We start from the raw sequence: 21,884 nt of genomic DNA, 5'->3' as shown, positions 1-21,884 counted from the left end.
CACTCGGAGACGGGCCCGCGGGCATGACGGACACTGCCTCTATGACGGAACATGACCTGCGAGCCGATGACGATGCGACGCAGCGACTCGTCGCGCTGCGTCAACAGGTGCGTGAGCTGACCGCTTCGTGGCTGGCGGAGGACCGCTACACGCCGCGCAGCGACTGCTGGCTGCGTTCCTTCGATCTGGATTTCAGTCGCGCGCTCGCCGCGCGTGGGCTCATCGGCATCACCTGGCCGGTGGAATTCGGAGGGGGCGGACTCGACGCTCGCTCACGCCTAGTGGTTACCGAGGAGCTGCTGCGCGCCGGAGCGCCCGTCGCGGCCCACTGGATCGCTGATCGTCAGATCGGTCCGGCCATCCTGCGCCACGGCACCCCTGAGCTGCAGAAGGAATTGTTGCCGGGCATCATCGGCGCCGACTACATCTTCTGCTTGGGCATGAGTGAGCCGGAGGCCGGCTCGGATCTAGCCGCCGTGCGCACGACTGCGAAGAAGGTCGACGGCGGTTGGTCGGTCACCGGTCGCAAGATATGGACCAGTGTCGCGCATCGCGCGACACACGCCTACCTGTTGGCGCGCACGGATTCAAGCGGCAAAAAGCACGAAGGGCTGTCGGAATTCGTTGTGGACATGTCCACTGCCGGGATCGAGGTCTCGCCGATCGTTGACATGTCCGGGGAGCACCATTTCAACGAGGTCACCTTTACCGACGTCTTTGTTCCCCAGAATCGACTGCTCGGGACCGAGGGAAACGGCTGGCGTCAGGTGATCGAGCAACTGTCGTTCGAACGAGGCGGTCCTGAACGGGTATTGAGCACGTATCCGCTGCTGGCCGAAACACTTGACCACCTGCGCCGGACCTCTGATGACCGTCACGATGTGGAACTCGGCGCGCTGATCGCCCGCCTGGCTACGCTACGACGGCAATGCTGGGAGATTGCCAACGCCCTGGATGCTGGACGCGCACCTGTCGTGGAGGCGGCGAGTTTGAAGTATCTCGGCACGGAGTTCGAGAACGACGTCATCGAATTCGCCCGACGAGTGGGGCTGCCGACCTCGCGCACCGATCCGTTGGCGGAAGCGCTTTTGGCTTCACCCGGGTTCACCCTCCGCGGCGGCGCCTCCGATGTCCTGCTTTCGATCGTGACGAAAAGCGAGACCAGGCCATGAGTGAATTCGCCCGCGAATTGACCGACCTCATCACCAACCTCGCGGCGGACGCTAACGATCCGGGTTCAGTATGGGGCCAGCTCTGCGAACTGGGACTCGCCGGAATTGGGATGCCCGAGGACAAAGGCGGCTCGGGCGGGAGCCTGGCTGACCTGGTGGTCGTCGTTCGGGAGTTGGCACGCGCCGGACTGAACACCCCGATCGTCGAGGCGTCCACGACCTCGTACGCCGTTGACTCCGTATCCGGCGGTGAAGGTTTCGACACCATCGTCGTAGTTCCCGAGCTGGATGTCTCGTCAAAAGTCGTCACGGCCAACCTCACTCAGGTCCCGTTCGCCGATCGAGCTGCCCGGCTGGTGATCGTGACGGCATCCTCGGTCGTGACCGTCCCGCTGGCGGGGGAGTCGGTTGCCGTGGAGCCCAGCCGCGACATCGCCGACCTGCCCGATGCGCGGGTAAATCTTGCCGGCGCCTCCGCCGCGCACATATCGGGCGGACCCGGTGTCGCGCAGGTCATCGACCGACTGGCACTGGCACGGTCGGCCGCATTGCTCGGCACCGCTTGGGGGGCTTACGAACTCACCCGCAAGTACGTGACTGAGCGTGAGCAGTTCGGTGCGCCGCTGGTAAAGATCCCCGCCGTGTCGACCGCGCTGGCGCAGATGGCGGTGCGTACCAGGTTCGCCCAGTCGGCGCTCGACCGAGCAACGGCGGCATGCGCGGGTGCTCGCACGCCCGAGTCGCACCGGTTCGGCGCTGTGTCGGCGGCTCGCATCACCGCGGCGACCGCGGCGACCCTGGTGGCACGGACGTCGCACCAACTACACGGGGCGGTGGGCATCACCGCCGAGTACGACTTGCATCGCTACACCAGCAAGTTGTGGGCGCTGCGGGATGCCGATCAGTCGGAATTCGCCTACTGCGGCCGGCTCGGGACACGGGTGCGAGACGAAGGCGAAATTCAGCTGTGGGAAAGCATCTCGGCTTAGCCGGCAGCGGTGCCGGCGCAACTTCAGGAGGCAAGCTATGAGTGACACCGTCCTGGTCGATACGGCGGATCGAGTCATGGTTATCACGATCAACCGTCCGCAAGCCAAGAACGCGATCGACAGCTCGGTCGCCGCCGGTATCGCTGCGGCGATCGACGACTTGGAATCCCGCGACGATCTTACGGCGGCGATCCTGACAGGTGCCGATGGAACATTCTGTGCGGGTATGGATCTCAAGGCATTCCTGAGGGGCGAATCACCATCCATCCCGGGTCGTGGCTTTGCCGGGCTCACCGAAAGTCCCCCGACGAAGCCCTTGATCGCGGCGGTGGAGGGCTGGGCGCTGGCAGGCGGCTGTGAATTGGTCTTGAGCGCCGACATCGTGGTGGCCAGCACGGCCGCCAAATTCGGCTTGCCCGAAGTCAAGCGAGGGCTGGTCGCCGCTGCCGGCGGGCTGCTGCGACTCCCGAAGGCGTTGCCCTACTCCCTGGCGATGTTGACGGCGTTGACGGGCGAACCGATCACTGCCCAAGACGCAGAGCGACACGGACTCGTCGCCGTGCTCACCGAGCCTGGCCAAGCGTTGGCGACGGCGCGTGAAGTGGCGGCCAAGGTTGCCGCGAACGGACCGTTGGCCGTCAAAGCGACGAAGAAAATCCTTGCACATCAAAGCAACTGGACGGATCTTCCCGCGTTTGAGTGGCAGCTCGGAATTACCTCTGAGGTAAGAAAATCGGCCGATGCCAAGGAGGGGGCGCTGGCCTTCGCGGAGAAGCGCGCACCACAGTGGCAGGCCAAGTAGCTTTGGACCGAGCGTCCTAACCGCCGCTTTGGCTGACACTGGGTTGGCCACTGGGGCCGCCTTGCCTGGTGTCAGATTGTGTGAAGGCGCTTTGCCCATCGGTGGGTCCGTTGGGATCTTGGGTCAGATCAATGTCGTGGTCAAGGTCGGGCATCATGGGGACCATCCGACAGATCGGATTGAACATCGAGTGACACGGGTCGTAGCCAGGATCGGCGCCCGCGGGAGCCGCGAAATTGAGACCGGCCGCCACGGTGCCCAGCACCACGATCGCGACCTTCCGCAAGGTGGGCATGAAACCTCTCTCCCCGTCGTCTCAATAGCAGGCTAACCCGTCGCCCTGAGACCCGGCCAGTCTATTGAGACGCGTTATCTCACACAACCCCGATGCGGATCGAGCTAGATCGACGTGGTTTCGTGAGTTAGTGACTCGTGACTGGGAGTCTCACCCGCCGCCGGCAATTCCCGAGCCTCGGAGTTGATGGCCTTGATGAGGAATGTCGTGTTGACGATGAAGAGGGCAGTGAAAACTGTCGCGGGCATCCAGAAAACGAACAGACCATTCCAAGCGAATGGGCCGGACTTGAAGAACGGCAGCACGGTAGCGGGAGTGAACATCAGCTCGACCCAGATGTTGAAATACGCGAGCCAGCGGGGGAACAACGGCTGCGGTCTCTGATCGGACAGGATCGCGAAGGCAAAGGACAAGTACTGGGGCATGAACGGCGTCCATGGCATCACCAGCATGATCCAGCTCATATCATTGAGCATCAAGGTCGCATCGGGTGAGCGATCGGGACGAAACGCGGTGACCGCGAACATTAGCGCCGGCACCAAAAACGTCACGCCAGCGAACGCCCCGGCGGCTAGCGACGCGTTGACGACCGTGGGATGCACCCCTGGGATCCGCCGCATCTGTCCGGATATCACCGCGGTAAACCACACATAGAACATCGAGCTCAGGAAGATCAGCCCCGCGCCTAATCTGATGCCGCTGGTGTGAGCTCGGTAGTGCGCCGCGATTTGCGCTGCGGACATTCCCGGGGACAGCGGCGGCAGAAAGCCGGCGGCGACGAAACCGCCGAAGAACAGCAGTACACAAATGATGCCGCTGAACGCGCAGAATCGCTGAAAAGCCGCCTGAGCGTTCATTTCACTGGCCCCGATTCCCGATAAAGCTGGTAGTGGTTCCGGTGGGTGCTGGCAGATCAAGGAGCTTCGCGACGAGCTGGCTTGCCGGATTGCTTTGCGCCATGGGAGATTCTGACGGAAGAAGTCCGGCGCCGATCATCATGTGCGCGGCGCGGACCATCAGGATGGAAAGTCGGGTGCCGGCCAGAACCTCGTAGTAGTCGAGGTCGCGCAATGTGTGACCCGTCGTCCGTTGGTAGTAGTCGATGGTTTCGTCGCGATCGGGAATACCCGCCGGCAGTTCGAGACCTACGCCCTCGGTGTGGTGGCGCATCAAGAACAGCCACCAGCCGAGATCTTGTTCGCGACTGGCCAGGGCCACCATTTCCCAGTCGAGCACGCCCGCGGCGGCGAGCTCGGCGGAGAAAATGATGTTGCCCACCCGCGCATCGCCCCAATTGAGAACCTTGGGTTCGTCGTGCTTTGGCCGGTTCTCGTCCAACCAGCGCAGCGCAGCTTCGAGGGTCGGATTCGGCTCGCCTTCGGCGGCCCACTCGAAGGTGCGTCGCCATTGGGAGAGACCCGCGTCGAGACCGCTGTGGTTTTCCGGCGTATCGAGAAAGTCGAGTCCAAGTGCGCGCCAGTCCACGCTGTGGATCTGGACCAGCACATCGATGCTGTTGTGCCACATCTGACGTCGCTGATCTGGCGTCAGGTCGAGCACCCACCCGGCGGCGGTGAACGGCGGGTCGTCGGCGGGGATACGGCCGTCAATCCGCTGCATCACCAAGAACGGCGCACCGAAGACGGCGGGGTCGTCTTCGAAGAAATACACCTGGGGCACGGGGACCGGCGAATGGTCGGCAAGTGCCTTGATAACGGCCGCTTCCTTGCTCAGGTCGTAGTTGGGAAACACGCCGGGACCGTCGGGTTGCACGCGGGCAGCCATGCCCCGAGTCTGCTGGCCATCGGCGTCACGCCAGTTCGCCGTGAAGAGAACCGTCTCATTGGACAACCCGCCCGCGCCGGGTACCTTGACGTCCGTCACGGTGATGTCCTGTGCATCAGGATATTTCGATGCCAGCCACCCGGCGAGCCTTTTGGCGGCCAGTTCGGTGTCGATAATGTTCTTCAGGGCCATCGCTTGCTCCTCTTTGAGTAAAAAATCCTGCGGGACAACGCGTTATGGATACACAGCGGCCAGCGCTCGGCGTTTCATCTTCCGCTGGTATTCGTCGAACCAAATCTCTTGATACGTCGAGTGAGTGGTGCGACCCTGTTCGTCGGTCCAGCGGTACACGCTGTCGTGGAACGAGGTGTTGGGCCACGCCGGCAGCGGCGCGCACGCGATTGCCTCACCCTCGAACCGGTACAGCTCTCCGGTTTCGTCCTCGGCGGCGATCTCCTGGCGCATGGGCAGGTGAATGCGGGGGTGATACTCGAAGACGTTGCGGCGCACCCACTTAATCGATCGGGTCTCCTCGCCGCGCTGAATCCAGGCGTAGTGATGTGAGGGACGATCTCCGACGTCATAGAGGCCTGCCCAGGCGGGGTCGGTATCCAGCGGCTCGAAGCTGATCTGGTTGAAGATGAGATCGGGGCCGAAGTACATCGGAGACCAGCCGACGGGTGGAACCGGCACCGCGCCACGGCGTTCCACCCTGATCTGGCGCCAGGAGCGGTCCCGCGGGGCATAACAATCGACCGGATAGGTTGTTCCCTCCAGCACCAACTCGCCCGTCATGTGCATGAATTGTTCGGTGCCGCCCGGCTCGCGGGCCACGTCATGATGGTGTTCCTCGCCCGGCATCACATGTCCTCGGGCCAGCAGCGGGGTCACCGCTTCGGCGACGACGTCGACGGTGGTGGCCCCGTCACCGCTCCGGTAGGTGATCCGCGCGGTCCGGCCCGGTTCGAGAAAATCAATGGTCAGCCCGTTGTCGGTGGTGATTGTGCTGCCGTCGACTCGTGGCCAGGGCATCGTGATCTCGTAGTCAAGGAAAGCCATATCGGTGTGTTCGACATTGTCCGTGCCTTGGAAGATGCACACGCCACCTTGCGACAGCGGGAAGGCCGGCTGGTAGCGCACGTAGAGGAAGGCGCCGATCGCGGCTTCGGGAACGCTGAAGCCGAAGTAGTGAGTGTGGATCAGATGCGGATCCCACCGCTCGCCGTCCTCCGGCAGCGGCAGCAGCAGATCAGTGTCTCCGGAATGTTTGGCAAGCGCCATGCCCGCTTCGCTCCTATGCCTTGACGGTTTGGGGAATTGCTGGCTCCGCGAGCGATCCCGCGACTACTTTGAGCTTGTGCCACAACGCCTCCGACTCCGGGGGAGCCGGCTCGCCGCGACCAAGCATCGTCACATCGCCGCTTCGTCAGCTGTGAGCCAGTTCACCCCGCGGGATTAAACTAACAAATCATGAATATAATTTCAAGGGTGAACCTTAATTCATTCGGTAATAATCCGGGTGTGAAGCCCGAGGCCGAAGGCAAGGCGACGACGCGCGTCGAACGTCAGCGGCTACGCACCCGGCGTCTGCTGCTGGACGCCGGTCGAACGCTGATCGCCGCTAAAGGGGTTGCGAGCCTTCGTATCCAGGACATCACCGAAGAGGCCGACGTCGCGCTGGGCTCCTTTTACAACTACTTCCAGTCCAAGGAGGAACTCCTCGAAGCGGTGATCACCGAGAGCTTGTCCGACCTCACGTCGGCGATCATCACCAATGCCGAGGGCGACACCGACCCTGCTGAGGTAGTGGCTCTGGCCAATCTTCGCGTCATTCGGCTTGCGTACGACGAACCCGACTTCGCCCGCCTGATCGTGAACATCGGACATTCCGAGGAACTGTTCGGCGGCGCCGTCCACCCGCACGCCCGCATAGCCGTGGAGCGCGGAATCGAAAGTGGCCGTTTCATTGTCGCCGATATCGAGGTTTTGCTCACCGCGGTGATCGGTGGCGCGTTCGCGCTCATTCGAGAGATCCTCAACGGTCGACATGGCACGAACGCCCACCAAGCCTTCGCTCGCCACGTACTGGCGTCACTCGGGTTGCCACCGCAAGAAGCTGAGGCCATCGTCAGCGCCGCGGCCGATCAGGAGTCGGCAGGGGGCTAGCCTCGCTGCACCACACTGCTCGGCACGTGCAATGGGGGCGCACGGATCATCCGTTCCAGTTCGGCGCTTTCGACTACGTCACCGCGCGACGCGATGCAGCATCACGTTGATACCCATCCCCGGGGCGACTAGGCCGTCCACAAGCTGAATCTCGGCTCGGACGAGATGAATTCACGCGATCGGATTGCGTTCAACCGCTGCCAGCAGCACTTCGATATTCCGTTCGAGTAGGCGCGGGATCCATGCCTGACGAACCGGCGGTTACGCGAAATGCTAAGCGTCTGAACGCGCCGCGCGCGCGTCCGATGTCGCCTCGTCGCGAATGGCCCGCAGTAGGACGACGGTCATCACGATGTACCAGACTCCAAAGACCGCCGCGGGTATCCAGAAACCGACCACGCCGGTCCAGGCAAAGGGACCCGTCTTGAAGAAGATGATCATGCTCGCCGGCAGCAGCAGCAGTGCGACCCACAGGTTGAAGAATCCGAGCCAGCGCGGGAAAACCGGCGCCGCGCTGCGATCGTGGAAGATCGCAACGACCAGCGCGCCGAGCTGACCGAAGATCGGGGGCCACGGGAGGATCAGCATCACGTAGGACAGATCGTTAACGAGCTTCGTCAGCTCCGGCGGGCGTTCCGGCCGAAACAACCCTCCGATGAACAACAGCATCGGGATGATCAACACGACCGTGACGATGATCCCGGAAGCGAACTGCAGAATTGCCAAACTGGGCACGCGCAACTCCGTGCGCCGGATTTGCATGCTGATCGCGAAGAAGAAGGGGATCGTCAAGAAGATGCCGATCAATGCCAGCAGCGTTCCGAGCCGGTGGACGTTGACGCTGTCACCGTAGGCCGCGGCCACCTGCGGGGCTTGGTACGACGGTGGTATGAGCGGAATGAATCCGCCCATCAACCCCCATCCGCCGAACAAGAGCACCACGAACGCCGGACCACACCACGCGCAGAACGTCTGGATCCTGCGCGACAATTCGACGTCACGCAGCAGCGCATCGGGCGCTGTCATCGCTTCCGTTGGTCTCGAATGGCCGTCTGTGCGGCGAGCTTGCCCGGCAGCGCGCACACTCCGCCCACGGGGTGGGTGCCGGCGCCGCTGAGATAGAGCCCCTTGACCGGCGTCCGGTAGCCGCCCAATCCGGCCGCGGGCTTCAACGGCCCGAACCGCGTGATCAGCGGATCGACGTGGTAGACGTTGCCCGCCGGCGCATTGAACCTCGTTTCGAGGTCGGGTCCGCCGAGCACGGCCCGATCGATCTCGAGTTTGTCGAGTCCCTCGTAATACTGTGCGGTATCACGTAATACGGCGTCGCCGACCTTGTCACGGACGTCGTCCCATGGCTCCTCGGGTGTCACCGGGATAACGCCGGACCACAGCCACAAATTGTCACGGCCCTCGGGGGCCTGGGTGGGATCTACCGCGGTGGGGATGATCGCGCAGCTCACCGGGACCGGGTCGGGCCATTGGCCCCGAACAACGGCGTTCCAGGCATCGTCTTGTTCCTTGAGGGTGTGCCAGGCAATGAGGTATTTGCGGAGGTCCAGGCCGTCGCCGCGCCAATCTTCATGCTTCTTCATCGTCACTTGGCCCTCGAGGGCGACGTTGATCTTCAGCGACGTCGCGTGTGTCTTACGAATCGGAATGTCCTTGGCGCGCGCCGACAACGTGCTGTTCAACGTGCCCTCCGGCAGCAGCTCGTTGAGCGTGACGACCGGGTTGCAGGTCGTCAGCACACCCTTGCGTGCCGCGACGAACTGGCCGGATTCCAGCTGCACTCCGGTCACGCGGTCGTTGGACACAGCAAGCTGCTGCACTCGGGTGTTGGTGTGTACGGTGCCGCCCAGCGCGGTGAGGCAGCGATGCAGCGCAGCGGGCAGCGCACCGGTGCCGCCGACCGGCATTGCATTCGCAACCTTTTGCACGACACCGAGATAGATCATTGCCCAGGCGGTCGCGTCGAGACGCATCTGCGAGAAGGCGGCCATGGCTGCCAGCGCGCCCTTGGGCAATTCTGTTTCAAAGGTTTCCTCGAGGAATTCGGTGTGCGACGCAGTGATCATGTTCCGCAGGCCTGCGATCTTCTTGAGGTGGCGGGTGGCGCCGAATAACGAGCCGGCCATCTCGCGATTGAACGGGCGCAGTGGATGCGACTTCATGTACGCGACGACCACGTCCATAATCGGGTCCAGGGCATTGGCCATGTCCAGCCACGCTCGAGCGTCTTTCGGTGAAAAGCGCCGCAGTTCGTCGGCGGTGCGACTGGCGTCCTTCCAGATTGCCAGCGAGCTTCCATCGGGTGCCAACTGAATGTGTGCGGGGTCCACCGAGATTCGCCGCAGTCCGTATTTGTGTAGTTCGAGGTCCTCGGCCACTCCGGACAGCTGGAAGATCCCAGTCAACTGGATCGCGCCCTCGTTGAAGTAGTGGCCCGGGGCCTTCTGCAGGGTGGCGTTGGTGGAAGTCATGCCGCCCACGGTCGGCGATGCCTCCAAGACGGCCACGCGATGTCCGGCCTTGGACAGGTAACACGCGGCGGTCAACCCATTGTGTCCGGCCCCGATGACAACGTAGTCCGCCTCGGTGGGCAGGGTGGTTTCGGTCATACTTGTGATCCTGATCGAACTCGATTCGAAAATCAAGATTGAGACGCGGATCGGGTGCGATACTGCTGTCGTGACTGTGTCTCCTGCCCCGATGGGACGCCGCGACCGGCGTAAGGCGGAAGCCCGGCAACGGCTCCTGGCCGCGGCCCACCAGCTGATCGCCCAGAACGGAGTGTCGGACCTTCGAATTGGCGATGTCACCGATCACGCGGACCTTGGCTTCGGCACCTTCTACACCTACTTCGAGTCGAAGGACGCACTCATCGAGGCGGTGGTGGCCGACGTGCTTGCCGGACTTGCGGCAAGTATCGGCGCGGATGCCCTCGAGTTCGCCGATGCCGCCGAGGCGGCATCGGCGTCTTACCGGCGTTTCCTGCGGTTCAGCCGGGACGAACCAGAGTTGGCGCGGGTTCTCGTGGAGCTCGACCGCGTCAACGCGATATTCGAGGACGCGGTGACACCCTGGGCCATTGAGACCCTGTCCCGCGGCCGCAAATCTGGTCGATTCGCGATCGACGATCTGAACCTTGCCCTGACCTCGATCGTGGGTGCCGCGTTGGCCGCGATACGGGCGATCCTGGCCGGCCGGCTGCCGGCGGGACCCAAGACAGAGTCGCGGGGCGCCGAGATGATGTTGCGCGGCTTCGGCGTCGACGCGGCCTCCGCGCGAGAGATCGCGCGGCGAAAGCTACCGTAGCCGGCGCCGGTAGTGCATATGACACAGGGAATTTCGAGTTCTTCGACATCCGGTTCTGGATCGCCGTTCTCGCGACGACCCTAGCGAGTTCGACAGATATCTTGGGACTGCGTTGAATTCTAATTCACTATTGAAAGTTGATTCAACGTGGGCTAGTTTTGCCATCACTGGGTGACCTGGACGCCCAGACACGGAAAGCGGTCGGTGTTGACAACGATTCAGTGCCGTCGGGCGCAGTCGATCTTGTGTGACCGCGCCAGCGGAGACGGTGAAAGCTTTGCGGGCCAACGCTACTCACTGAGCCCTCCAGCACCTGGGACCGAGCGGATCGGCCTGTCTGCCCGATCGTAAGGAGCAATTCGTCATGGCACTGCAGCACGACGTCGACCGCGAGACTGCCCGTGCAGGCGGGGCGACGGTGCCGTCCGCTGAGGCAAGCGGTGGTTCGGGATCATCGGCGACCGGGGCCCAGCGAACGTTCCAGCGCGTGTGCGCTTTTAGCGGCATCGTCTGTCCGTTGTTGTTTTTCGGGGGACTGTTGTTGTGCAGGTTCCTGCCGCCTTTGCGACCCGGCGCATCGGCGATCGAGATCGCGACGCACTACCAGCAACACGCAACCGGAATCCGGTTTGGTACGGCGCTGATCCTTCTCGCGTCGATGTTCTACATCGCCTACTCCGGCGCGATTTACGGTCAAATCCGCCGTATCCCGGGCTCCGGCCACACCGCTGCCGGCGTTGCCCTGGCCGGGGGAGCGGTGGCGGCGGTGACGTTCATGATCCCCGCGATGTTGTGGGCGGTCACCGCGTTTCGTCCTGACCGGTCACCGGAGGCTACGCAGACGCTCAACGACGTGGCTTGGTTCATCGTGGTGATGCCGTGGGCGCCGTTCATGGCGCAGAACTTTGCGTTCGCGTTTGCGATCCTCACCGACTCCCGGCAGAGGCCCCTGTTTCCGCGTTGGCTTGGCTACCTCAACATCTGGGCCACCCTCGTCTATACCCCGGCAATCGTGTTGCAGTTCTTCAAAGACGGTCCGTTCGCGTGGAACGGCATCTTCGTGTTCTGGTTGCCGGCGGTGGTCTTCGGCATTCAGTTCGTCGCGAACACTGTCTGGCTGCTCAAGGCTGTGACCTACCCAGCCGCCGCGGTCGGAGACCAGGTCGGGCGCGATAGTGCCCGACCACGATGACCGACACGCGGCTGCTGCGGATTGGAATCTGGAGCGGACCCGCGATGGCAATCGTCACCTTGGTCGGCGCCGTCTTGGTCGGGCGCTTCATTCCACCATTCATGGACCCGTCGAGTACCGCGGCTGCGGTGGCGGCAAAGTACGCTGAACACACCACGAGCGTGCGGATCGGCGCGATCATCTCCGCGATCGGCCTCTCCCTCATCGCACCGTTCGGTGGCGCACTCGCCGCGCAGACGCGGCCGGCGGAAGGTGCGCGCCCCTTTCTCACCTACATCCAGGTCGCGTCCGTCGCGGTCGCCAGTGTCTTTGTCGTACTGGCATGCACGGTCTGGGCGCTCACCGCGTTTCGTCCCAGCGACTATCCTCCCGAGATTGTGCGGTATAGCAACGATCTCGCGTACTTTCTCTTCATCTTCACATGGCCGCCGTTCACGGTGTGGTTTGTCGCGATCGCGCTCGCGGCGTTCAAGGAGCCGGAACAGGCGCCGTTTCCGCGGTGGTCCGGGTATTTATGCCTCTGGCTCGCGGTGCAAATCTCGGCGGGCGCGTTAATCGCTTTCTTCAAGACGGGACCGTTCGCGTACAACGGTCTGTTCGCTCTCTACCTCCCGGTTGCACTCTTCTTCGTCTGGGTCGTCGCGATGACTTTCGTGATGTTGCGGAACCTGTCCGGCGAGCGTCAGGGCACCGAATTCCAGACGGGGACTTAGGGTTTAGCCTATAGTCGGCGCACTCGGACGGTGCCCGCCTCGCCATCGACCATCACTCGGTCACCGGTGCGCAACCGCCGGCTGCCGTCCACCGTGTTGATGACACAGGGGATTCCGAGTTCGCGGGCGACGATCGCACCGTGTGATAGCGATCCGCCGATGTCGATGACCACCGCCGCGGCCACCGAGAGCAGCGGAGCCCAGGACGGGTCGGTGATGCGGCACACCAGGATGTCGCCGGGTTCGAATTCATCGGCCTGGTCGTCGCCCGCGTCGTGGACGACCCGCACCGTGCCTTCGGCTGTCCCGGGGCTCACACCCATGCCCGAGACGATGTCAACGCGTTCAGTCGACTGGTCGTGGCGATCCAACGGCAGCGGTGTGGGGTTGCCCTGCCAGGTCGGCGGCAGATCCAAGCTTCGGTAACGGTCGTAGAGCTTGCGACGCTCTGCGATCACATCGCCGCGTTGAACGCGAGGGTCGGTGAGCAGTTCGTCGAGGGTCAGAAAGAACACGTTCTCGGCATCATCGAGCACGCCTTCCTCGGCTAACGACGCGCCGATAGCTCGGGCACCTGCGCGCATCCCGTCCATGGCCAACAGGAACCCGGCTTTGCCAACCTCGCGCGCGAGTACGAACCGTCGTGTCAATGCCAGCGTCGGCGCCAGAAGCGGCCGGCGCGACCACGGGACGCGTACCCGCAGTTCGCGTTCGGCTGCTTGCCGTGATGTCCGGGTGGACGCCGCGTTGGCCAAAGGATCGGCGCCGGACTTGCGGTAAGACTCCGCTAACGCCCGGATCGGCGCGAGGTCCTCGCGCCAGGAGTGGCTCGACACGTCGCCCTCGCCGCGGCCATGGTAGCCGTGGCGGCGCACAAACTCGTGCTCGCCAAGCTGCCCGCCGGCCAGCTCGCGCACGTCGGCGATGACGGCCGACTCCTCCATGCCGCCGTACCCACTCACCAGAGCCCTTTCGCGCCCGTCCATTCCTGCCGCGGTGCACAGCTTGGCGAGCTGGTCGTAGCAGGCCTGGGCCAGCAGCGTGACGATGCAATGGGCACGCATCACCGGGACGTAGCGCCGGCTGCCTTCGGAAAGCACCGCAAGGCCTTCGGTCACTCCGGCGGGGGGGCGGTCACAAACGTTGGCCGTCCACCACGCGTAATTGTCGGCCCGGTAAGCGGCGACCTGGCGCGGCGTCCGGGCCAGGTTCCAGGGCATCTTCGCCACCACCACCGGATAGCGTTGGGGCACTGGATGATCGATCTCTTGCGACATCTTGGCGCCAAAGAACTGGATCTCCACCGCATCGCCGGAGGTGCCGGGCATCCGATCGCCAAAGGCGCGAAATGTGTTGACATTGGCCGCATATCGGCCGTAGAAGATGCAGCCGAACCGCCGGTTGACGTCAGACACATCGGGTGGGCGGGGCCACGCGCCAAGGGCGACAACGACTTGCGAAAGCACCTGTTCGGTCAGACCGCCCCAGATGCTCCAGCCCAGCGGCGTGTGGACGCCGGGGGCCGCCTCGGCGACATTACCCGTCGAAAAGAAAGTGGTCGGGGAGCTGACCATGTGCAACAGATTCGCCTGCTCGGCGCTTGGCGCGATTGGGTTACTCATCGCGGTCAATATACGACATGTGGAACGAGATACGAACATTGTTCCATGTGCTATGTTCCAACGATGGACGCCGGCGTCGACGTGGTCGTGCCCACCCACCGCACGGCCGCGGAGACCGCCACCCGGGTACGGCCGTCCGGCAAGGTGTGGTTGTGGGCTGCGTTGGGTCTGGCGCTGGTAGGGCTGGCGGTGAGCTGCTGGACCAGGTGGTTGTTGTCCCCGCAGGCCGCGGCTGTTGATCCTGGACCCGACCCGTACTCCTTCGGCTGGGTCATTCGGCTGACAGAGGCGATCAGCCTCTCGGTGTTCGCTTTCTTGCTCTGGTTCACACTGCTGCGGCCGGCCTACCGGCAACGGACCATCACCCTGGACGGAAAGCTGTTTTTAGGGGGCTTGTTCGCATCGGTCCTCGACGTGCTGTGTCAGATGTTCAACCCCACTTGGGCGATGAACGCTCATTCGCTGAACTTGGGCACGTGGGCCGGGCAGTTTCCGGGATTCGCCGCACCTCAGGCCGACCGATGGGCATGGAGCTTGGGCTGGTGCATGCCCGCCTACATCTGGTTGGGAGTGGGCGCCGCCATCGTGGGATGTGCCTACTTGGACCTGTTGCGCAGGCAATTTTCGCGGTCAAGCACCGTCGGCCTCTATGCCGTCGTGCTCGTGACTTTCGTTGTGGCATTCGGATGCCTGGCCACCGCCTGGAACCGAACGGGCGTCTATACCTATGTGTCGTCGCCGAACGCGCTTACTCTCTGGGCCGACACCACTCATCGGCTCCCGCTGACCGAGTTGCTGTTCATTTCGGCGTATTGCTTGATGTTCACCTGGTTGCGCGACGGACGTGACGCGAACGGGCGTTGCGCGGTGGACCGTGACGTCGACACGTTGACGGTAAGTCCCGGGGCCAAGACCGTCCTGTCCACCTTGGCGGTATGTGGTTGGGCGGGTTTCACCACCCTGGTGGCCTACCAGATACCTAACGACTGGGTAGCCATGACCGGCGGGACGAACAGTATCCCGGTGTTGCCGTCCTATCAGCAGGGCAGCATCTATTGTGGCCAGCCCGGAAAGCCGTTGTGTCCCAATCAGTATCTGAATCAGCTGAAACATACCCAGAGTACCGGCGTTTCGGGAGGCGGTTAGATGGTCGCCATGGCTACCGAAAACATGGGCGCTCCCGTCCCGGAGCAGGTGCTGGTCGCTGCCCGCCGTAGTTTCGCGCGCTACGGAGTCGACCGAACCACGATGGACGACATCGCCAAGGAATCGGGTATAGGGCGCACCGGCCTCTACCGGCTCGGCCTGACCCGCCCCGAGATCACCGAAGCCGCGATCGTGACCAGACTGCGTGAACTGGGGGAGGGCATCCGGCCGATCGCCGACCGCGACGCCCCGTTCGACGAGTTGCTGCTGGAGACCTCGATCGCCACGGTGGACGCGGCCCGCTCCGATCCGGAACTGCGACACCTGCTGGACACCACCACAACCGTTTCCCTGCACCGGCTGATCACCGGCCACGAATCGGCCATGCAGGGAATCGTTTTGGATGTCTTGGGCCCGATGCTGCGGCGTGCTCGCGAGCGCGGCGAGATCCGGCCCGAAGTGAGTGACGACCGCGTCGTCGAGTGGCTGCGTGGTGTCTACCTGATGTTGATCCTGCGGGAGGATCTCGACGCTGACGCCGAAAAATCCCTCGTCGCCGATTTCGTGCTGCCTTCCCTGGTCGTAAACCGCACGACTCCGAGAAAGAGAGTGAAGAGATGACCGCTAACGCCCATGACGAACTCGCCGACCGCGGACCGGTCTTCATCGTCGGTGCCGGGCCGTCCGGCCTCACCGCGGCCTATCGTCTTCGGGCGCAGGGGATTCCGGCCGTCATTTTGGAGAAACGCGACCGTACTGGCGGCATGATCCACACCCACCGCGAACAGGGGTACCTGATGGAGGAGGGGGCGACGATTCTGCCGAGTGCTTACGAGCCGGTGGTCAAACTCGCCCACGAGATTGGTAGCGGTGATGATCTGATCGCGGCGGGCTCGATCATCGGCTTCGCGCGTGATGACACCATCTACAACCTGCGCTCGGATCACCTGTTTCTCGACGTCCTCAAGACGCCGCTGGTATCGCTGAAGTCCAAGGCGCTGATGGCCCGCTTCGGTATCGACGCGACGCGCGCAAGCAAGCTGCTCAACTACGAAGACCTCTCTCGTGCTTCGGCATTCGACACCATGACGCCCCGCGAATACTGCTCACTGCACCTCGGCCTGTCCGGGGAGGTGTACGACTACGTCATCAATTCGACGGTGCGCGGAGTGCTGGGTGTGCGCGGCGATGCCATCTCGAACCTGGAGTTGTTCTTCATGCTCTACAACATCCTGGGCAGCAAGTTGTACGCGTTCCGTGAGGGATACTCGACCTACGTCGACCGTCTCTCCGAAGGCATGGACATCCGGCTCAACACCTTGGTCCATGAGATCAGGGAAGAGACCGACGGAGTGATCGTCACCTGGACTGACGCCGATGGCGTCACCCACACCGAATCGGGTGCAGGGGCGGTTGTTACGGCGCGCGGCGATACCATCCCCGACCTGGTACCCGGCCATTTCGATGCGGCTTCGGAGGCGTTTTTGCGCAGTCTGCGCTACACCAAGTGCGTCGTGATGAACACCGGCGTGACCCGCAAGCCCAAGGGCATCGTGGCGTCGGTGATCAACATTCCCGAGCCGGTCGACCCTGACTTGATGGGCTTCACCTGCGAGCACAACAAGGCGCCGGGCCGAGCACCGGAGGGTCACGGCTTGCTCGACATCCTGACCATGACCGAATTCGCCGAACAGATCATCGACGAGGACGACGACACCATCCGCACCCAGATCCTGCGCAGGATGGAAAAGTTGATCCCCGGTGTCACCGACACCGTGGACTACACGCGCATCGCCCGGTGGAATGAAGTGATCGTCTACAGCAGGCCGGGGCTCTACAAGGAACTCGGGCAGTTTCAGGCCCGGCAGGCGCCCGTCACCTCGCGAATCCAGTTGGCCGGGGTGTTCCGGTCGTCGTCGAATATGTGCACCGCGACAGTATCCGGTGAGCGGGCCGCGGCAGAGTTACTGGCACAACTGCGTACGCCGCGGCGGCGTTTCGTCGCGGTGTAGCTCTGCCGCAACGGTTCCACACCGGCTGGGCCGCCGTGTCGTTGAGTGAAGGCGCGCCGCTGGACGTGGCGGTCGCCGATTGCGGCCGTGATGAACGGCTATTCATACTTGAAAAATGATTCATATCCGGATACGCTCCGGATTGTCTTAAAAGGTGTAAGCGCAGCCGATCGCCGGGGCGAATGGCGCGCGGAGCCTTGTTCGCGCTCCAGTCCGACGTAAGGGAAGAGATGACGGCATTTGCTTCTGTGCTCGCTGCTGCCCCCCCGATCCCGGTGCATCCGACGACGCCGATGCCCTTCATGCCCGAGGTGCTATTCACGATCTTTCTCGGGATTCCCGTGCTTTTCGGCGTCTTTTTCGCAGTCAAGCATCTTCTGACCGGCCGTGGCCCGTTGCTGGCGTATTGCCTGATCGGCGGCGGTATTGCCTGCCTATTCGAACCAATCGTCGACACGATGGGGTTGTGCTACATACGTCAGGGGGCGGTCACGACCACGTTTTCGTCGATGGGCCGGGATTTCCCACTATTCATCAATTTCGTCTACATCTGGTACGTCGGCGGGCTGGCCTACCTGGCTTGTCGGATCTATCAGACGGGCGTCACGCGGAAAGCGGTTTTCCAGCTATATCTGATCGACGTATTCATCAACATCTGGCTGGAAAGCCCCGGTGTGTTGATGGGTGCCTACGAGTACTACGGTCCACAACCGCTGAACTTCTGGGGTCTGCCGCTGTGGTGGGTCTGCGTCAATCCGCTGATGCCAATGACAGCCGGCGCGTTGATCTACCGGTTGAGTCCCCATCTGCGTGGGGCGCGACTGGCCCTGGTCATCGCGTTCATTCCGATGGCCGACGGCATAGCGAACGGTGCCGCCGCCTGGCCGGTGTGGACGGCACTGAACCTCAACGCCCACGTGGGGTTCACCTATCTGGCGTGGTTGGTCACCCTGGGGTTGGCGTTGACATGCGTGTGGATTCTGTCGTTCGTCGTCGGACGGCCCGACGACGAGGTCTTCATCACCTCCAAGGTCGGCATCATCAAGGCCGCCATCTTCGGTGCCCAAGAACAAGACAAGGTCCCGGTCGCCGTACCCGCTCCCTGAGCGGTCAGCGAGTTGGATTCACCGAATGGGCTTACCCCCGCAGCGACGATCAGTGGACGCGGTGCACGACACCTTGTTCGAGGAGCCCGCCCCCACGCAAGCCGGACGACTCGACTTGCATGAAGTCGTCGTAGGTGCCGAACGCGGGCCCGTCGGTCTCGACGCCCATGGGAACGAAGAATCCCGCTGCGCGCTCCACCAATGCGATCTCGGTCGAGGTCCCGTCTTTGAGTTCCAGTCGCGCCCTGACGAATTGGGCTGCGGCGTTGCGGCGAATGCTCATGTTCACCACCGGCGTCGACGTCGTCGGCGTGTTCCAGAATCCGTCCGAGACCTGCGTCCCGTCGGTGCGCAGGAACTTCATCGAGCTCACGAAGACGTCGTCGAATACGGCCGCCAGCGCGGCGTACTCGACCCACATGGCGGCTTCGTCGCGAAAACCCCAAGTGCGATCGCGTAGTCCCTGAGCGGCAAAGCCATGCTGCCCGCTTCTGGTGGTGACCGTACCCTCGACCCGGCAGGCGCTCTGAAAATGTTGCAGCGGACGCCCGGGAACGAGATCCGGGATCAACCCCGTCGACGAGTAGTCGGCGGGTAGGTACATCGGGGTGTTGACGAAATTCGCGGTCAGGTCGGGGTGGTCGATGCGCACCGCTCCGTTGAGCCCGAAATCGATGTGGTCGCCGGCGAAGCTGCCCTCGGGAAGCGGTTCGATGATTTCGACCGTCTTGCCATCTACCGAGAAGCTGCACCGCGCCCTGCGTGAACCCGGCGCGTTGGGCGACGTCGAGACGTGAACGCTGCCGAACGTGTCGGAAGCCAGGTCCCAGAACGCGAGATAGGCGTTGTCCTTCCAGGTGGGTTCGGCGTCGGTTGCCGCCCCCGTGTGTATCGCGGTGGCCAAAGGCCCCCAGCTGTCGACGGTGACTGCGGTCATCGATCGTTCCCTTCTCGATTCGCGGCAACGCCCACTAACCTAGCACGACGGATAACGATCGTTCACGAATTATGTAGAGGATTTCCGTGTCCGCGGTCAGATCCTGGCAGCCGGTCAACGCCTGTCCGTAGACGCGGCCCGCTGGGCCCGGGGCAACTCTGTACGTTCCTGCGAACGTTCGTTCGGATTGTCCGCGCTGTGCGTGTCGCCGCGAGGCTTGACACGAGACCTGCGTGACGCCAATCATGACCATGGACTCAGAACCGATTCACAGTGAAGTGGCACTAAATATGCAGGCAATAGGTCAGATCAGCGGAAGGCCGGCGGGGGAGTATCGACCCATCGTCGTTTCCGTGGATCGGCCGTATCGACTTATTGTATTCCGCGTACGATCGTTCGCACCGTAGAGGAATGCCAATGCCCTCCATCGCCGCCGTTGCCGAAATCGGGTCCGCCGTGGCAAGGGCGTCGGCCGCTATCGTCTACGAAAAGATCGCCCGGCCGCGACCGACCAGCCTCGACCAAGTACCACCGTCACCGGCGGCGCTGACCACCGAATGGCTTACCGCCGCATTGTGTTCCGGAACGCCCGGCGCACGGGTCGAGCGGTTTATCTTGGGCCCAAAGAACGACGGCACTTCCGCACGTAGAACCGTCGAAGTGGTCTACAACGAGACGGGAAGCCAGGCTGGACTGCCCGTGCACCTGTTCACCAAGTCCTCTCCGACCCTATTGACCCGGCTGGTCACGACCACGGGCAACCTGCTGCCCGCCGAGCACGCGTTCTACAGCGTGATCCGGCGCGAACTCGACATTGAGGCGCCGGCCGGCTACTACGCCGCCTGGGATCCCAAATCCAATCGATCGCTATTCATCATGGAGGACGTGACACGAACTCGGGGGGCCAAGACCGACACGATCCTCACCCGGCACTTCACCCGGGAACAGGCCGAGGACGCCGTCGATCTGCTCGCAAGACTGCACGCCAATTACTGGGATCAGCCCGGCCTGACGAGCCGGTTCGGCTGGCTGATGGACCCGCACTCGTGGCAGCTTCGACTTCACAAGCTGATGCTGATGGACCGCTGCGCTGTCGTCGGGTTCGATCGTGCCGAGCACGTGATGCCACCCGAGATCTTCTTGCGCAGAGATGATTTCGTCGAAGTGCTGCTGCGCAGCAGGCGCGTTTCGGCCGACGGACCACGTACCATCGTGCACAGCGACGTCCATGCCGGCAACTGGTACCTCACCGGCGACGGTCGGGTCGGACTGTTCGACTGGCAGTGCATGCTGCACGGCTTCGGCGCCCAGGACATCGCGTACGCGTTGATCGGCAACCTGACGATCGCGCATCGACGGGCCTGGGAACGCGACCTCCTGGAGTTCTACCGCGAACGTCTGGGTGAGCACGGTGTCGCGAGTGTGCCCGACTCCGAGACCCTCTGGCTGCGCTATCGCCAGATGATCCCCCATGCAATGTTTATGTGGCTCGGCACTATTGGCTCCAATAAGCTGCAGCCGCAGATGCAGAAGCCAGAAATCAGCCTGGCCAATATCGAGCGCTCGGCGCAGGCGTGTGCCGACCTCGACGCGTTCGCCGCCCTGGGCATGTGATGCGAGTCGGGATCACCGTCGACAATCCGGACACGGTCGTGGCCGAGGCGCGTCGCGCCGAGGAACTCGGCTTCGACATTCTCGGCTGTGGTGAACACCTGTTCTTCCACGGCCCGACGCCGAATTCGTTCGCGATGCTGGCCGCTGCAGCGGCAGTGACGTCGCGCATTCGTCTGGTCACGTCGATCGCGTTGCTGCCGCTTTATCCCGCCGTCGCGGTAGCCAAGATGGCGAGCGTCATCGACCGCATTTCGGGTGGCCGGTTCGAACTGGGGGTCGGTGCCGGTGGCGAGTACCCTGCCGAATTCGCCGCGGCCGGTGTCGATCCGGCCACGCGATTCCACCGTCTAGACGAAGGCCTAGAGGTCATCCGGAGGCTCTTCGCCGGCGGCAGGGTCGACTTCGAGGGCAGCTACGCGACGCTCTCCGGCGTTGCTCTCGACCCAGCGCCGCATCAGCCCGAAGGTCCACCGATCTGGTTGGGCGGCCGCAAGAATGGCGCGTTGCGTCGCGCCGGCCGCCACGCCCAGGTATGGCTGCCCTACATGGTCGAACCCAAGCACGTCGGCGAGGGATTGGCCACGATTCGTGCCGCGGCCGCTGAACACGAACGAGACGCGGACGCGGTGTCGGCCGCGCTGTTCGCCTGGACGGCGGTCGACGCGGATTCGACCTGGGCGCGGACTACGGGCGTCGCCGCCGTCAGTGCGGCCTACAGCCAGGACTTTTCGACGCTTGCCGATCGCTACCTGCTGATCGGTACGCCGGAGGCCGTTATCGATCGGCTGGCGCGATTCGCGGCGGCGGGGGTGGACACGGTGCTGATCCAGATTGCCGCAGGTTCGGTAGAGCATCGATCGAGGATCATCGAAACCTTCGCGAGCCGCGTGTTACCCGGTGTCAGAGTTCTTTAGGTGACGCCGTTCTGGCGTTGCCGGCGTCGTTGACCCCGTTGCGCGACGTCTTTATATTGATATAGCTGGGCTCAATAATCGGAGACTGGGAGCGAACACAG

At 63.2% G+C, this 21,884-nt stretch carries 21 protein-coding genes; 13 read left to right on the top strand and 8 right to left on the bottom strand.

Going from position 1 to position 21,884, the window contains the following annotated elements:
• The first annotated feature begins 41 nt into the window (after positions 1–41).
• Genes OK015_RS19140 through OK015_RS19130 form a run of 3 tightly spaced genes read left to right on the top strand, consistent with a single transcriptional unit; the run spans position 42 to position 2,963 of the window.
• Entirely contained in the window at positions 42–1,172 is a 1,131-nt protein-coding gene (locus tag OK015_RS19140) for an acyl-CoA dehydrogenase family protein (RefSeq protein WP_268125449.1), read from the top strand.
• Positions 1,169–2,161 (top strand): acyl-CoA dehydrogenase family protein, encoded by a 993-nt coding sequence (locus tag OK015_RS19135; protein WP_268125447.1) that lies wholly within the window; start codon positions 1,169–1,171, stop codon positions 2,159–2,161. The genes OK015_RS19140 and OK015_RS19135 overlap by 4 nt, the downstream gene beginning before the upstream one ends.
• A gap of 37 nt (positions 2,162–2,198) precedes the next feature.
• Entirely contained in the window at positions 2,199–2,963 is a 765-nt protein-coding gene (locus OK015_RS19130; RefSeq protein WP_268125445.1) for a crotonase/enoyl-CoA hydratase family protein, read from the top strand.
• 16 nt (positions 2,964–2,979) lie between these two features.
• Here the strand turns inward: OK015_RS19130 and OK015_RS19125 are convergent, their stop codons facing one another.
• The 4 genes from OK015_RS19125 to OK015_RS19110 all read right to left on the bottom strand — a co-directional run bounded on the left by OK015_RS19125 (position 2,980) and on the right by OK015_RS19110 (position 6,324).
• Positions 2,980–3,258, bottom strand: a complete 279-nt coding sequence (locus tag OK015_RS19125; protein WP_268125443.1) for a hypothetical protein — start codon at positions 3,256–3,258, stop codon at positions 2,980–2,982.
• Positions 3,259–3,362: 104 nt separating this feature from the next.
• A complete protein-coding gene (locus tag OK015_RS19120; protein WP_268125441.1) occupies positions 3,363–4,115 on the bottom strand; it encodes a hypothetical protein in 753 nt (250 codons plus the stop codon).
• Between the two features lies 1 nt (position 4,116).
• Positions 4,117–5,235 carry a phosphotransferase family protein gene (locus tag OK015_RS19115; RefSeq protein ID WP_268125439.1) on the bottom strand — a complete coding sequence of 373 codons (1,119 nt, stop codon included), beginning with the start codon at positions 5,233–5,235 and terminating at the stop codon, positions 4,117–4,119.
• Positions 5,236–5,277: 42 nt separating this feature from the next.
• The gene (locus OK015_RS19110) at positions 5,278–6,324 is read right to left on the bottom strand and encodes a DUF7064 domain-containing protein (RefSeq protein WP_268125437.1); all 1,047 of its coding nucleotides are present in this window, start codon (positions 6,322–6,324) and stop codon (positions 5,278–5,280) included.
• A gap of 240 nt (positions 6,325–6,564) precedes the next feature.
• Between OK015_RS19110 and OK015_RS19105 the strand changes: the two genes are divergently transcribed.
• Positions 6,565–7,209, top strand: a complete 645-nt coding sequence (locus OK015_RS19105; RefSeq protein WP_268132900.1) for a TetR/AcrR family transcriptional regulator — start codon at positions 6,565–6,567, stop codon at positions 7,207–7,209.
• Positions 7,210–7,482: 273 nt separating this feature from the next.
• Here the strand turns inward: OK015_RS19105 and OK015_RS19100 are convergent, their stop codons facing one another.
• Positions 7,483–8,235: a hypothetical protein gene (locus OK015_RS19100; RefSeq protein ID WP_268125435.1), complete on the bottom strand. Its 753-nt coding sequence runs from the start codon at positions 8,233–8,235 to the stop codon at positions 7,483–7,485.
• On the bottom strand, positions 8,232–9,830 hold the full coding sequence (locus OK015_RS19095) for a phytoene desaturase family protein (RefSeq protein WP_268125433.1): 1,599 nt from the start codon (positions 9,828–9,830) through the stop codon (positions 8,232–8,234). Before OK015_RS19095 ends, OK015_RS19100 begins: the two co-directional genes overlap by 4 nt.
• A 70-nt stretch (positions 9,831–9,900) precedes the next feature.
• On the opposite strand from OK015_RS19095, the gene OK015_RS19090 reads away from it, so the two are divergent.
• The 3 genes from OK015_RS19090 to OK015_RS19080 all read left to right on the top strand — a co-directional run bounded on the left by OK015_RS19090 (position 9,901) and on the right by OK015_RS19080 (position 12,432).
• Positions 9,901–10,527: a TetR/AcrR family transcriptional regulator gene (locus OK015_RS19090; RefSeq protein WP_268125431.1), complete on the top strand. Its 627-nt coding sequence runs from the start codon at positions 9,901–9,903 to the stop codon at positions 10,525–10,527.
• Between the two features lie 364 nt (positions 10,528–10,891).
• A complete protein-coding gene (locus OK015_RS19085) occupies positions 10,892–11,719 on the top strand; it encodes a hypothetical protein (protein ID WP_268125429.1) in 828 nt (275 codons plus the stop codon).
• On the top strand, positions 11,716–12,432 hold the full coding sequence (locus OK015_RS19080; protein WP_268125427.1) for a hypothetical protein: 717 nt from the start codon (positions 11,716–11,718) through the stop codon (positions 12,430–12,432). The genes OK015_RS19085 and OK015_RS19080 overlap by 4 nt, the downstream gene beginning before the upstream one ends.
• An 8-nt stretch (positions 12,433–12,440) precedes the next feature.
• On the opposite strand, the gene OK015_RS19075 is transcribed toward OK015_RS19080, so the two are convergent.
• Positions 12,441–14,054 (bottom strand): PEP-utilizing enzyme, encoded by a 1,614-nt coding sequence (locus tag OK015_RS19075; protein WP_268125425.1) that lies wholly within the window; start codon positions 14,052–14,054, stop codon positions 12,441–12,443.
• Positions 14,055–14,117: 63 nt separating this feature from the next.
• On the opposite strand from OK015_RS19075, the gene OK015_RS19070 reads away from it, so the two are divergent.
• From OK015_RS19070 to OK015_RS19055, 4 genes are all read left to right on the top strand, one after another.
• Positions 14,118–15,200, top strand: coding sequence for a spirocyclase AveC family protein (locus tag OK015_RS19070; RefSeq protein WP_268125423.1), 1,083 nt, complete (start codon positions 14,118–14,120; stop codon positions 15,198–15,200).
• Between the two features lie 9 nt (positions 15,201–15,209).
• Entirely contained in the window at positions 15,210–15,821 is a 612-nt protein-coding gene (locus OK015_RS19065; RefSeq protein WP_268125421.1) for a TetR/AcrR family transcriptional regulator, read from the top strand.
• Positions 15,818–17,212 carry a protoporphyrinogen/coproporphyrinogen oxidase gene (locus tag OK015_RS19060; RefSeq protein ID WP_268125419.1) on the top strand — a complete coding sequence of 465 codons (1,395 nt, stop codon included), beginning with the start codon at positions 15,818–15,820 and terminating at the stop codon, positions 17,210–17,212. The genes OK015_RS19065 and OK015_RS19060 overlap by 4 nt, the downstream gene beginning before the upstream one ends.
• Positions 17,213–17,442: 230 nt before the next feature.
• Complete coding sequence (locus OK015_RS19055; RefSeq protein ID WP_268125417.1) at positions 17,443–18,318, top strand: hypothetical protein; 876 nt, start codon at positions 17,443–17,445, stop codon at positions 18,316–18,318.
• 49 nt (positions 18,319–18,367) lie between these two features.
• Here the strand turns inward: OK015_RS19055 and OK015_RS19050 are convergent, their stop codons facing one another.
• A complete protein-coding gene (locus OK015_RS19050; RefSeq protein WP_268125415.1) occupies positions 18,368–19,255 on the bottom strand; it encodes a hypothetical protein in 888 nt (295 codons plus the stop codon).
• A 417-nt stretch (positions 19,256–19,672) separates the two neighbouring features.
• On the opposite strand from OK015_RS19050, the gene OK015_RS19045 reads away from it, so the two are divergent.
• Together OK015_RS19045 and OK015_RS19040 are read left to right on the top strand one after the other, a co-directional pair.
• A complete protein-coding gene (locus OK015_RS19045) occupies positions 19,673–20,869 on the top strand; it encodes an aminoglycoside phosphotransferase family protein (protein ID WP_268125413.1) in 1,197 nt (398 codons plus the stop codon).
• On the top strand, positions 20,869–21,783 hold the full coding sequence (locus OK015_RS19040) for an LLM class flavin-dependent oxidoreductase (RefSeq protein WP_268132898.1): 915 nt from the start codon (positions 20,869–20,871) through the stop codon (positions 21,781–21,783). The genes OK015_RS19045 and OK015_RS19040 overlap by 1 nt, the downstream gene beginning before the upstream one ends.
• The last annotated feature ends 101 nt before the right edge of the window (positions 21,784–21,884 follow it).

The organism is Mycobacterium sp. Aquia_216, from assembly GCF_026723865.1.
Lineage (GTDB): Bacteria > Actinomycetota > Actinomycetes > Mycobacteriales > Mycobacteriaceae > Mycobacterium.
The sequence above is the reverse complement of the archived record's forward strand: the minus strand, read 5'-3'. Positions and strand labels throughout refer to the sequence as shown.